Source organism: Mesorhizobium sp. MC2-1-1 (assembly GCF_057597255.1).
Genome location: NZ_CP195205.1, coordinates 3,030,287 through 3,042,589, shown reverse-complemented (window position 1 = coordinate 3,042,589; position 12,303 = coordinate 3,030,287). Strand labels below are relative to the sequence as shown.

Annotated in this window: 10 protein-coding genes; 7 read left to right on the top strand and 3 right to left on the bottom strand. The window is 63.6% G+C overall.

All coding sequences use genetic code 11. From position 1 onward, the window contains the following. Positions 1-210: 210 nt before the first annotated feature. Both ACR64R_RS15140 and ACR64R_RS15135 read right to left on the bottom strand, forming a co-directional pair. Positions 211-600 carry a c-type cytochrome gene (locus ACR64R_RS15140; RefSeq protein ID WP_487357167.1) on the bottom strand — a complete coding sequence of 130 codons (390 nt, stop codon included), beginning with the start codon at positions 598-600 and terminating at the stop codon, positions 211-213. A 538-nt stretch (positions 601-1,138) separates the two neighbouring features. Further along, the gene (locus tag ACR64R_RS15135; protein WP_487357166.1) at positions 1,139-1,750 is read right to left on the bottom strand and encodes a thymidine kinase; all 612 of its coding nucleotides are present in this window, start codon (positions 1,748-1,750) and stop codon (positions 1,139-1,141) included. Between the two features lie 264 nt (positions 1,751-2,014). Here ACR64R_RS15135 and ACR64R_RS15130 point away from each other — a divergent pair, with 264 nt between their 5' ends. The 5 genes from ACR64R_RS15130 (at position 2,015) to ACR64R_RS15110 (ending at position 7,237) form a co-directional block, all read left to right on the top strand. Continuing rightward, positions 2,015-2,950 (top strand): choline ABC transporter substrate-binding protein, encoded by a 936-nt coding sequence (locus ACR64R_RS15130; protein WP_487357165.1) that lies wholly within the window; start codon positions 2,015-2,017, stop codon positions 2,948-2,950. A gap of 124 nt (positions 2,951-3,074) precedes the next feature. Continuing rightward, the gene (gene choW, locus ACR64R_RS15125) at positions 3,075-3,929 is read left to right on the top strand and encodes a choline ABC transporter permease subunit (RefSeq protein ID WP_487357164.1); all 855 of its coding nucleotides are present in this window, start codon (positions 3,075-3,077) and stop codon (positions 3,927-3,929) included. Next, the gene (gene choV / locus ACR64R_RS15120; protein ID WP_487357163.1) at positions 3,926-5,107 is read left to right on the top strand and encodes a choline ABC transporter ATP-binding protein; all 1,182 of its coding nucleotides are present in this window, start codon (positions 3,926-3,928) and stop codon (positions 5,105-5,107) included. Before choW ends, choV begins: the two co-directional genes overlap by 4 nt. A 70-nt stretch (positions 5,108-5,177) precedes the next feature. Then, positions 5,178-5,969: a GNAT family N-acetyltransferase gene (locus ACR64R_RS15115; RefSeq protein ID WP_487357162.1), complete on the top strand. Its 792-nt coding sequence runs from the start codon at positions 5,178-5,180 to the stop codon at positions 5,967-5,969. A 230-nt stretch (positions 5,970-6,199) separates the two neighbouring features. Next, on the top strand, positions 6,200-7,237 hold the full coding sequence (locus tag ACR64R_RS15110) for an MBL fold metallo-hydrolase (protein ID WP_487357161.1): 1,038 nt from the start codon (positions 6,200-6,202) through the stop codon (positions 7,235-7,237). 157 nt (positions 7,238-7,394) lie between these two features. Here the strand turns inward: ACR64R_RS15110 and ACR64R_RS15105 are convergent, their stop codons facing one another. Beyond that, positions 7,395-9,422, bottom strand: coding sequence for a transcriptional regulator (locus ACR64R_RS15105; RefSeq protein ID WP_487357160.1), 2,028 nt, complete (start codon positions 9,420-9,422; stop codon positions 7,395-7,397). 214 nt (positions 9,423-9,636) lie between these two features. Here ACR64R_RS15105 and ACR64R_RS15100 point away from each other — a divergent pair, with 214 nt between their 5' ends. Together ACR64R_RS15100 and ACR64R_RS15095 are read left to right on the top strand one after the other, a co-directional pair. Beyond that, positions 9,637-10,722 (top strand): PLP-dependent cysteine synthase family protein, encoded by a 1,086-nt coding sequence (locus ACR64R_RS15100; RefSeq protein ID WP_487357159.1) that lies wholly within the window; start codon positions 9,637-9,639, stop codon positions 10,720-10,722. Between the two features lie 81 nt (positions 10,723-10,803). Continuing rightward, the gene (locus ACR64R_RS15095; RefSeq protein WP_487357158.1) at positions 10,804-12,285 is read left to right on the top strand and encodes a pyridoxal phosphate-dependent decarboxylase family protein; all 1,482 of its coding nucleotides are present in this window, start codon (positions 10,804-10,806) and stop codon (positions 12,283-12,285) included. The last annotated feature ends 18 nt before the right edge of the window (positions 12,286-12,303 follow it).

The following is a 12,303-nucleotide window of genomic DNA, read 5'->3' as shown; positions in this document are numbered from 1 at the left end:
AGATAATGCAAGCATGCGTATGGCGCCCAGTAACGCGCCCCGCGGTAGAGCAGCTTTAGCTGATATGCCTTAAGTTCTTGTTTTTGCGGCGCTGAAGGCGGTGAAACAACGCCGGCAAATCTCTTGCGGCGGGTCGCGTAGAAATCAATGATTGGCAGCCGGTCTTTTTTGTTCGGCGGTCGGGCAACGCCGGTTTCTCTCCCATACCGATCAGGGCTTGGGGTCGGCCTTAAGATAGGCGATGACATTGGCGATGTCGTCATCGCTGGCCAGGCCGGTGAAGGCCATTTTGTTGCCTGGAACCTTCTGCCTGGGCGCCTTGAGATATTCGGCGAGGTTGGTCTCGTTCCAGACGAGGCCGGCGGCGCCGGCATCCTTCATGGCCTGCGAATAATGACCGGCAAAGCTGTCCGCCGAGGCGGCCTTGCGGCCGACGACACCCAGCAGATGAGGGCCTACCTTGTCGCGATCCGTCGCCGCCTCGTGGCAGGGGACGCATCGGTTGAAGACCTTCTTGCCAAGGGCGGCGTCGCCATCGGCATGGGCGGCAAGGTCGCCGGCAAGCAGCATGACCGCGGCGGACGAAATGGCTCGAAGCATGGCTGACCCCGGAGAGTTCTGGCTGTCGGCGTTATAAAGCGAAGCCTTTGCAAACGCCACACCCCGCGACAGACACCACATTCGGGTTCGAGCCATCTCCGCGTCAGGCGTGCGAAGGCGGCATTCACCAGCACATAGGCAATGCCGGTATGCGGTACTCCGATGCGCACCAGCCAGTCCCACGACACCGGCGGGATCGGATGACCGACGCCGGCGAACGGGGCGAGCAGCGCGACGCCGACCAGCGTCTGGCACAGCACTGTGATCTCGGCGCGCTGTTGTCCGAACGCTTGGCGAGGATCGTCGCCCCCGCATAGAGCAGGGCGGCGCCGAGCGTCACACAAGCCTTGGGCATGGCGCTGATCGCGCTGGCGACAATCGTCGTGCGGCTTGGCTGGCGGTTTGCGGCGCGGCGCGCCTCGACAGCTTGAATCAGGCTGGTTTCGCAAGAGTAGCCCACGGCCTTTCGACCGGAAGCCGGAAAACAAAGAAATAAAATGAGATACCCGCCGAACGTCTCTCGAATATCTGCTTGGGGTCAACTGCTGGTGAAGCCAATGAAGTCCTCGGGGGCGGCTCTCCCCATCTCTTCTTCCCAGTGGCGGCGGCATAGAGAGACATAGACGTCCTTGCCGATAGCCACCTGCTGGCCCTGTTTTGCAACCTTGCCGTCAGGGCCGAGCCTGACCACCATCGTCGCCTTGCGGCCGCAGCGGCAGATGGTGCGCACCTCCCGCAGGTCGTCGGCTATGGCGAGCAGCGCTCGAGAGCCGGAGAAGAGACTACCCTGGAAATCGGTGCGCAGGCCGTAGCACATGACCGGAATATCCAGACGGTCGGCGATGCGGGCGAGCTGCCAGACCTGATCCTCCTCGAGGAACTGGGCCTCGTCGACAAAGACGCAATGCACGCTCGCATGCTCGTGATGCTCGGCCACCCTGGCGAACAGATCGTCGCCGTCGCGGAACATCTCCGCCTCGGATTCGAGACCGATGCGCGACGAGATCAGCCCGCTATCGCCCTTGCGGTAATGGCCGGCGACGAACAGCATCGTCGACATGCCGCGTTCGCGGTAGTTGTAGGACGCCTGCAGAAGCATCGTCGTCTTGCCTGCGTTCATCGTCGCATAGTGGAAGTAGAGCTTGGCCATGGTAGGTGCTTTTAAGCCGACTTGCCTCTGCACGGGGAGGGGGCGCCGGCTCCGTCCACCAAAAACTCCCTGTCGTTCAACTCTCTGTCGTTCAGCTCCATGTCGTTCAAAAGGCAGTCATGTCGCGTAATGGCCAGCACGCGCCGTTCATCGTGATGTCGAACCGCTTGAATCAGCATCAAAATGGTGTTTGGCTGACGAAACAAGGGCGGATGCAAGAACCGTGACGTCGTTTGCCTCGAAGTTCAAATGGGAGAAAAGTTCATGTCGCGTATGAAATCGTTCGTCGCAGGCCTCGGCCTCGCGGCGCTTCTGTCCACGACGTCCGCCTATGCGGGCGATCCGGCGAGCTGCAAGGCGGTTCGCCTGTCCGACGTCGGCTGGACCGACATCCAGGCCACCACAGGGTTGGCTTCGGTGCTGCTGACTGCGCTGGGCTATCAGCCACAGGTGATCCAGCTTTCGGTGCCGGTGACCTATGCCTCGCTGAAGAACAAGGACCTCGACGTCTTCCTCGGCAACTGGATGCCGTCGATGACCAACGACATCAAGGACTACACCGCCGACGGTTCCGTCGAGACGATCAGCACAAACCTGACCGGCGCCGGCTACGGTATCGTGGTGCCGACCTATGTCGCGGACGCCGGAGTGAAGTCGCTGACCGATCTCGGCAAGTTCAAGGACAAGTTCAACGGCAAGATCTACGGGATCGAGGCCGGCAATGACGGCAACCGCATCATCCTGGACATGATCAAGAACCCGAAGGACAATCTCGCCGGGTTCGAACTGGTCGAGTCCTCGGAAGCCGGCATGTTGACGCAGGCTGAGCAGTCCATGAAGAACAACGAATGGATCGCCTTCCTGGGCTGGACGCCGCATCCCGTGATGGGCGCCATGAAGATCACCTATCTCGACGGCATGGGCGACAGCGGCTTCGGCGCCGCGACCGTCTATACCAACGTGCGCAAGGGCTATACCACCGAATGCCCGAACGCCGGCAAGTTCATCGCCAATCTGAAGTTCAACCTCGACATGGAAGGCCAGATGATGGACGCGATCCTGAAGGGCGGCGACGCCCAGACGGTGGCAACCGACTGGCTTAAGAAGCATCCGGACGCGATCGCGCCCTGGATTGCCGGCGTCACTACCTTCGACGGTGGCGACGCGGCGGCTGCCATCAAGACAGCCCTCGGCGGCTGAGCGGCTTGGGGCCGGCGTGATTGCCGGAAAAGGGCAGCCCCTGGAAGAGGCTGCCCTTTTTCATACGCCCGGAGACGTGAGAAGATGACCGCACGGCAAGCGCGGCGGAGTTGAGAGGGGAAAGATGGATCCGATTTCTAAATTCCTTACCGACTACAAGATCCCCATCGGGCCGTGGGGCAAGGCGTTCTTCGGCTTCCTTACGGATAATTTCGACACCATCTTCCGGGCGTTCTCGAACGGGCTGAATTTCATCCTCGACGGAGCGGTGAACCTCCTGCTGATGGTACCGCCCGTGCTTTTGGCGCTGATCATCGCTATCGTCGCCTGGCTCTTGCAGCGTTCGCGGCCGCTCGCCATCGGCGTCTTCCTCGGCCTTGTCTTCATCATCAACCAGAACCTGTGGAAGCAGACGGTGCAGACGCTGGTGCTGGTGGTTGCCGCCGCCGCCATGGCGATGGCCATCGGCGTGCCGCTCGGCATCTGGGCCGCGCACAAGCCGAAGGTCTACCGCGTCATGCTGCCGGTGCTCGACCTGATGCAGACCCTGCCCACCTTCGTCTACCTGATCCCGGTGCTGACCCTGTTCGGGCTCGGCAACGCGCCGGGCCTCATCGTCACAATCATCTTCGTCATCCCGACGGCCGTGCGACTCACCCATCTCGGCGTGGTCTCCGTGCCCAAGGCGATCGTCGAGGCGGGCGAGGCTTTCGGCGCCACCAAACGCCAGCTTCTGTGGAAGGTGGAGCTGCCGTCGGCGCTGCCGACCATCATGGCTGGCCTGACGCAATCGATCATGCTGTCGCTGTCCATGGTTGTGTTCGCCGCGCTGATCGGCGCCGGCGGCCTCGGCACCGAAATCAACCGCGCGCTCGGCTCGCGCCGCATTGATCTCGGGCTTGAGGCTGGCCTGGCTATCGTCGTTCTAGCCATCGTGCTCGACCGCATGACCCGCATCGGCGTCGGAGGCAAGAAATGACCGTCGCCGTTGATTTCAAGAATGTGGACATCGTCTTCGGCGCCGACCAGGCGGGTTCGCTGGCGATGATCGACCAGGGCGCCACCCGTGCCGAGATCCTGGAAAAGACCGGCAACGTGCTGGGCTGCGCCGGCGCTAGCCTCACCGTGAATGAGGGCGAGATCTCGGTGCTTATGGGACTGTCCGGGTCCGGCAAGTCGACCCTGCTTCGCGCCGTCAACCGGCTGAACGTCGTGTCGCGTGGCCAGGTGCTGGTCAAGGATGGCGACCGCATCGTCGATGTGGTCACCTGCGACGAGGCGACCTTGCGGCGGCTGCGGCAGAAGCAGGTGGCCATGGTGTTCCAGCAGTTCGGCCTGCTGCCCTGGCGCACGGTCGAGGAAAATGTCGGCTTCGGCCTCGAGCTTGCCGGCGTGCCCGAGGCCGAGCGCAAGGCGCGCGTGCAGAAGCAACTGAAGCTTGTCCATCTCGATCAGTGGTCGAAGAAATACGCCCACGAGCTCTCGGGCGGCATGCAGCAGCGTGTCGGTCTTGCCCGGGCCTTCGCAACCGAAGCGCCGATCCTGCTCATGGACGAGCCATTCTCGGCGCTCGACCCGCTGATCCGCACCAAGCTGCAGGATGAATTGCTGCAGCTCCAGGCCGAGTTGAAGAAGACCATCATTTTCGTCAGCCACGACCTTGAAGAGGCTCTGAAGATCGGCAGCCACATCACGATCATGGAAGGTGGCCGCATCGTCCAGACCGGCGCGCCGGAAGACATCGTGCTCAGGCCCGCCAACGACTATGTCCGCGACTTCATCGCCAATGTGAACCCGTTGTCGGTGCTGACGGCGTGGAACGTGATGCGCGATCGCCGCGACCTTGAGCAGGGTGAGGACGGCTGGGTCTGGCTCGACCGCCGCAAGACGACCCGCTTCAAGATCGACGAGCATGGTTTGGTGGCGGCGGCCGAACGCGACGGCAAGCCGGCGGTGTGGGTTTCCTGCGCCGATGTCGAGGGTCAGCCGGAGGAGGGCGCGCAGGTGTTCTGGGCCAATCCCGGCACGCCGCTGAAGACGGTGATGCTCGCAATGCACCGCTCGCAGACGGCCCCGGTGGCACTGTTCGACGAAGGCTCGCGCTTCGTCGGCGCGATCGGCATCAGGGACGTGCTGAGCGCGGTGCTGAGGAGGTAGGCATCCGGCTCCGCGGGTAACGGAACACCGGAATGGCTGCCTTTGATCAGCCGCTCGTTGGGGGGACTCGATGAGGGGGTATTTCGGGACTGAGTTGCAGCAGCGCCTGCAGCGGCGTGCAGATGAGCTTGCGGCCACGGTCGATGGCATCCCTGGGCTTTGCAACGCGGGCCGCATGGTTTCGACGGACGATGTCGACCGGGTCGGATTGGAAGCGTGCGTTGGCATGCTGGAAGCCGATGGCGGCTTCGGATTTCGCCTCGTCCACGAAGGCTGCACCGGGGCGATCACCGAATTCCTGGGGGCGCGGGGATATCGGGTGGATTGGTGGGATACTTTCATGGGCTCCGCCAGCGAGGTTCTCACTTTGTCAAAGCAGATCGTGGAACGAGGCACGCCGCCTGGCTTCAGCCATGTCGATCTGTCCAACAGACCACGCGAGGCGGAACTGGAGCGCGTGCAGGTGTTCCTCTCGGCAAATGGTCTTGCGCCGTTTTCCAGGTCGACACTAGCGGGAGAATCCGTGACCGGACGGACATTCGCGATCGTCGATGAACAAGGCGAACTCGCAGCCACGTCCTTCGTCTACATGCCACACAATTCTTTCAGCGAGTTTCGCACGTTCGCCTGGGGCGGGCTTGCGGCTGTGTCCTCGGCTTACAGAGGCAAGTCGCTGGGCAGCTATATGAACGCCTGCGCTGCCGTGATGGCGTTCGAGCAATATGGCGCCACGGTGTTTTATGAACAGGTGGCCGCAACCAACGCGGCCTCAAGACGAATGGCCGAGGCTTGCGGGTTGACTTTGCACCCATATCTGAAGAGTGGGCTGGCGATCACGGGGCAGGAGAAGTTCACGCGTTAGAGCGCTACCGCGTGCCGCTGGGCGCGGCCTGGCCCGGCAACCCCGTATTTCGAGCGGACAATCCACATCAGAGAGACGAGCGCATAGGGGGCTTTACCCGGCCCAACCTTGTCTTTCATGCGTGGCAGGCGCAAAATCTCCGCTCCGTTCCCAGATGTCCTCGCGGCAGAATACTGCTACGGTCGCGCCGACGACGCCTGGCGACGAAATGCAGCGGGGATGCTTGGCCAATGATCTTCCGTCAGCTCTTTGATTCCGTTTCCGGCACCTATTCCTATCTCCTTGCCAGCCGGCGCGGCGGCGAGGCGCTGATCATCGACCCGGTGCTGGAGAAGGTCGAGCGCTACCTGCAACTCGTCAACGAACTGGACCTGAGGCTGGTCAAGGCGGTGGACACGCATCTTCATGCAGACCACATCACCGGTCTCGGCGCGCTGCGCGACAAGACGCATTGCGTGACCGTAATGGGCGAGCAGACCAAGGCCGACGTGGTATCGATGCGGCTCGCCGATGGCGACAAGCTCGGCATCGAGGGGCTGGCGCTCGATGTCATCTATACGCCGGGCCATACCGACGATTCCTACAGCTTCGTCCTGCCCGACCGCGTCTTCACCGGCGACACGCTGCTCATCCGCGGCACCGGCCGCACCGATTTCCAGAACGGCGATCCGCGCCAGCAATATGAATCGATCTTCGGCCGTCTGCTCAAGCTGCCGGACGAGACGCTGATCTTCCCCGCGCATGACTACAAGGGCGAGACCGTGTCGACGATCGGCGAGGAGAAAGCCTTCAACCCACGCCTGCAGGTGAAGTCGGTCGACGAGTATGTGAACATCATGAACAATCTCAACCTGGCCAACCCGAAGATGATGGATGTCGCCGTGCCCGCCAACATGCGGGTCGGCCTGCATCAGGACGATATCGCCAGCCGCGGCTGGGCGGTCAGCGCCGAGCAGGCGTTGGCGCTGATCGGGCGACCCGACGTGGCCCTTATCGACCTGCGTGAGCAGACCGAACGCGAGCGGCACGGCATCATCCCTGGCGCGATCCATCTTCCCTATGCGCGTCTGCAGGAAAACATCGCCGCCGGCGGCATGCTGCATGAGCTGGCGAAATCGACAGCCAAGCAGCTCCTGTTCTACTGCGCTTTCGGGGAGCGTTCGGCGATGGCGGTGCAAGCCGCGCAGGATGTCGGAATGTCCAGTGCCCGCCACATCCAGGGCGGCATCGACGCCTGGCGGAAGGCCAGCGGTCCGCTGACGCACTGAAGTGCGCCGACATTCAGGTTATGCCAGCCTGCAAATGATACATCCCCGCGCTTCCTGTGCTCTCGGAACGAAGTCCACTGCGCTCAGGTTCTCGAGAGACATCTGCGGCTCGGCCCTACCTGAATATGGGCACACAAGGTCGGCCAGCGGCAAGGGCTCAATTCAGCCCGATGAGCTTGGCGCCGTTCCGGAACAGGGCTTCGGCATCGCGGTCGAACCGGAACGTGGCGATGAAATCGTCGGCTCTATAGTTCGGCAAGGTGTCGCGGATCATGCCGGTGTACTTCCGCGCTTCGTCCTGACGGCCAGCCAGTGCCAGGCAGTGGGCGGCGATCGCCAGGATGATGATATGGGCGTTTGGCCTGGCGGCGGCCTTCAGCGCCCATTCGGCGGCCGCTTCATATTCGCCGAGACGGGCGTGGGCCATGGCGCGAGCGCCCATCATGCCGAACAGCAGCGGATCGAAGGGGCTCAGATGCCGCGAATGATCGGACGAACCGATCGCCGATTGCGGGTCGCCCGACTGCGAATGGACGAAGGACAGCGCGTAATGGCCGAGAGCGAAATTGGGGCTGAGGTCGACGGCGCTCGCCAGTTCCAGCAACGCGCCGTCCTGCTCGCCGCGAAGCCATAGCGCGCGACCCATCGCCCAGTGGGCGGCGGGGTTGCGATCATCGACCAGGAGGCTTTGGCCCGCGCTTTCGAAGGCAAGCGCGGTCTCGCGGTCGCGGTCGCCCCAGCGCTGGAAGGCGCTCTGCCAGTGGGTGAAGGAAAGGCCGGCATAGGCGCGCGCGAAGGTCGGGTCGAGCTTCAGCGCTTCGCTGAAGAAATGCTGCGCCAGCTCGTTCTCCTGACGCGTGAAGCGGTACATGTGCCAGAGGCCGCGATGATAAGCCTCCCAGGCATTGAGCGAATTGGGTGCCTTCAGCAATGCGCGGTTGCGCTCCACCGTCGCGATCTCGGCGGCGATGGAAGAGACTATGCTGTTGCCGATATCCTCGATGACGATGAACACGTCGTCGGGCCTGTGCTCGAAGGTTTCTGCCCAGACGATCCTAGCCGTGCGCACCTCAACAAGCTCGACCGATACCATGAACCGGCCCGGCAGGCTAAGCACAGAGCCGGTCGCGACATAGTCGACATTGAGCCTGCGTCCGGCGTCTTCCGGGGCAATGTTCTTTTCGGCGAGCGCGAAGACAGAGCCCCGGGCGATGACAAAGAAATCGCGAAGCTTGGCAAGCCGCGTGATGATGTCGTGCGTGAGGCCGTCGGCAAGCCCGCCACGGAAGCCGCCAGTGCCTGCGATTTCCGCAAAGGGCATCACCGCGAGCGAAGCACGGCGCGTCGCCGCTGGGTCTGACTCGATCGCGGCTACCGGCAAGTCCGGGGTTGGTAAAGCAGGCTCGGATCGTGCGCCTTGCGTCGCGCCGGCGTTGCGGGTTCTTATCTCCCGCCAAGCCTCGCGCAACGGTGCGAAATCCAGTTCTTCCGAATGAAACAGGTCGGCTGCGGTGGCAAGATGCTCCTCGCCGGCGCCGATTTGCCCGCGCCGGGCCAGGTTTTCCAGCAGCGCTACATGCGCGCGGCCATCGAAGGGCGCAAGCTCCAGCCATTTGTCGATATAGGCGCCGGCTTCATCGGCTCCCGGCGGGACAAGACCGATGATATGCTCCAGGACGGCGACGTGGCTTGCGCTGAAACGGCGGCGTTGCGCCGTGAGCCAGCTGGTGAAATGCGGGTTGCGATCCAGCTCGAGGCCGTCGAGAAAGTCGCCGGCGAAATCTCGCGAGAGCGCTTGCAGCCGCGTGAGATCCAGCGTCTCGACACCTTCGGCAACCGCTGAGGCGGCATCCAGCGCGTCGACATGGACATCGTCGAGGCGGAGCGACACCATTTCGCCGTCGGTTTCGACCCGGCGCCGATCCAGGTCATCAAGGGCGGCGCGCAGCTTGCTCAGGCACCAGCGCAGTTCGCCGCGCGGGTCGTTGGGCACGTCCCAGAGGAGTTCGCAAAGGCGGCTGCGGCTGACGGGGTGCGGCGCCATCGCCAGATAGGCAAGCAGTGCACGCAGCTTGCGCGACGAAGGCAATATAACGGGCACTCCTTCGCGGGCGATCGTCAGTTGCCCGAGCAGCCTTATGGACAGGCCAAAGCGGCTGTTCAGGCCCGATCGGGTGGATTCCACGTATGTTTCCACGCTTTCTCCAACGCTGGCCAATTGGTCCATATTGTATCACCAAAGACGACAGGAGGCAGCCGGCAGCCTGTTTCCGTGCCGGAACGCCGCCGTTGCCGCATTTAGCGGCCCATCAGACAAGCTATCGCGGCTAGGTGTCGAAACCGCGCCGCCCAAGCCGCCGGACTGTAACCGACGTGTGAGCACATCCAGGAGCAAAGCCATGTTGCATCAATTGAAAATCAGAACCACGGCCGGGCGTGGCCGCCTGTTCGAGAGCATTCTCGAAACGGTCGGCGACACGCCGGTCGTCCGCGTCAACAATCTCGGCCCGGGGCACGCGACGATCTATGTGAAGGCCGAGTTCTTCAACCCGGCGGCCTCGGTGAAGGACCGGCTGGCGCTCAACATCATCGAGGAAGGCGAACGCAGCGGCAAGTTGAAGCCCGGCCAGACGGTGGTCGAGGCAACGAGCGGCAACACCGGCATCGGCCTTGCAATGGTCTGCGCGCAGAAGGGTTACCCGCTGGTGGTGACGATGGCCGACAGCTTCTCCATCGAACGCCGCAAGCTGATGCGGATGCTCGGCGCCAAGGTGGTGCTGACGCCGCGGGCCCAAAAAGGGTTCGGCATGTACAAGAAGGCGGTCGAACTCGCCGAGGCCAATGGCTGGTTCCTGGCCCGCCAGTTCGAGACGGAAGCCAACGCCGCCATCCACGAGGCGACCACGGGCCGCGAGATCGTCAATGATTTCGCCGGTTCGAGGCTGGACTACCTGGTCACCGGGTATGGCACGGGCGGCACGGTGGCCGGTGTCGGCCGGGTGCTGCGCCAGGAACGGCCGGAGGTCCGGATCGTGCTGGCCGAGCCGGCCAACGCCCAATTGGTCGGCAGCGGCACGCGCCAGGAGCGCGGCGCCGGTGGGGCGCCAGCCGCCAGCCATCCGGCTTTCGAGCCACATCCGATCCAGGGCTGGACGCCGGACTTCATCCCTAATGTGCTGCAGGAGGCGATCGACAAGCACTATTACGACGAGGTGGTCCCGATCCCGGGCCCCGAAGGCATCAAATGGGCGAAGGCGTTAGCGCAGCGAGAAGGCATCTTCACCGGTATTTCCGGCGGCGCCACCTTCGCCGTGGCGCGCCAGATCGCGGACAAGGCTCCGGCCGGCTCGGTGATCCTGTGCATGCTGCCCGATACGGGTGAGCGCTATATGTCGACGCCGCTCTTCGACGGCATCGAGGCCGACATGGATGCCGAGGAGACGGCGCTGTCGCGCTCGACGCCGAGCTGCCAGTTCGACGCCTGACGATAGGAACCGCGACGCCGCCGCTTATGGCGGCGTCGCCCTTTTGCGCGCGGATCGCCCATGCGCCGGTGGAGAGACGGGATGGATATATTTCAGGAGGCGACGGCCGCGGACGAAACACTCGATCCGCCGGATTGGGCCGGGGTGGGAACGCTCTCGCATCGGATCGTCGACGACGCCATCTCCTATCTCAAGGATGTGCGCGAGCGTCCGGTCTGGCGTGAGATGCCGCCAGAGGTGCGATCGTTCTTCAGCGCATCCTTGCCGCGATCCCCGTCGCCGGTGGCCGACGTCTATGGCGATGTCGCCCGCAACGTCATGCCTTACCCGATGGGCAACATCCATCCCCGCTTCTGGTCCTGGTACATGGGGGCCAGCAACTTCACCGGCGCGCTCGGCGATTTCCTGGCGGCGATCCAGGGTTCCAATCTCGGCGGTGGCAACCATGCTGCGGCCCTAATGGACAGCCAGGTGGTCAACTGGATGAAGGACATGGTGGGCTTCCCGGCCTCGGCCGGCGGCACGCTGGTCAGCGGCGGCTCGATGGCCAACATCATCGGCCTGACCGTCGCGCGCAATGTCAAGGCGGGGGTGGACGTGCGCGAGCGGGGTGTCGGGGCAATGCCGAAGCCGTTGCGTTACTACGCCTCGGACCAGGTCCATTCCTGCCACCGGAAGGCCATGGAGGCTTTGGGCCTCGGCAATCGAGCGCTGCGGCGGATCCCGACCGATGCCGGTTTGCGCATCGACCTCGCGGCGCTCAAGGCGGCAATCGCGGAGGACCGCGAGGCGGGGTTCAAGCCGGCCTGTGTGATCGGCACCGCCGGCACCGTCAACACCGGTGCCATCGACGACCTTCTGGCGCTGGCGGCATTGGCGACCGAGGAAGGCCTCTGGTTCCATGTCGACGGCTGCATCGGCGCGCTGATAGCGATCGCACCTGAGAACCGATCGCTTGTCGCAGGTATCGAGCAGGCGGATTCGATCGCGCTCGACCCGCACAAATGGCTGCATGCGCCATTCGAAGCCGGTTGCGCGCTGGTCAGGGACGCATCCGCGCACCGCAATACATTTGCCGTCACGCCCGAATATCTGGAATCGACGCCGCGCGGCCTCGCATCCGGAGAGTGGCTCCACGATTACGGCCTGCAGACGTCGCGCGGCTTCCGCGCGCTGAAAATCTGGATGGCGCTGAGGGAGCATGGCGTCGAAAAGTTCGGCCGGCTGATCGACCAGAACATCGCCCAGGCCCGGTACCTCACACGGTTGGTGGAGGCGGAGCCGGCGCTGGAACTGATGGCGCCGACCACCATCAATATCGTCAGCTTCCGCCACCGGCTGAGTGGAGGCTCCGAGGAAGGGCTCAAGGCGCTCAACACCGAGATCATGCTGCGGCTGCAGGAAGAAGGCATCGCGGCCTTATCAGATACCACCGTGCAAGGCCGGCACTGCCTGAGAGTGGCGATCGCCAATCACCGCACGCGCCGCGACGATCTCGACCTGCTGGTCACAGAGATGCTTCGGCTGGGGAAGGAAATCGAGGCAGCCGCCACGCCGGCATGAAGCAGAAGGGTCGAGGGC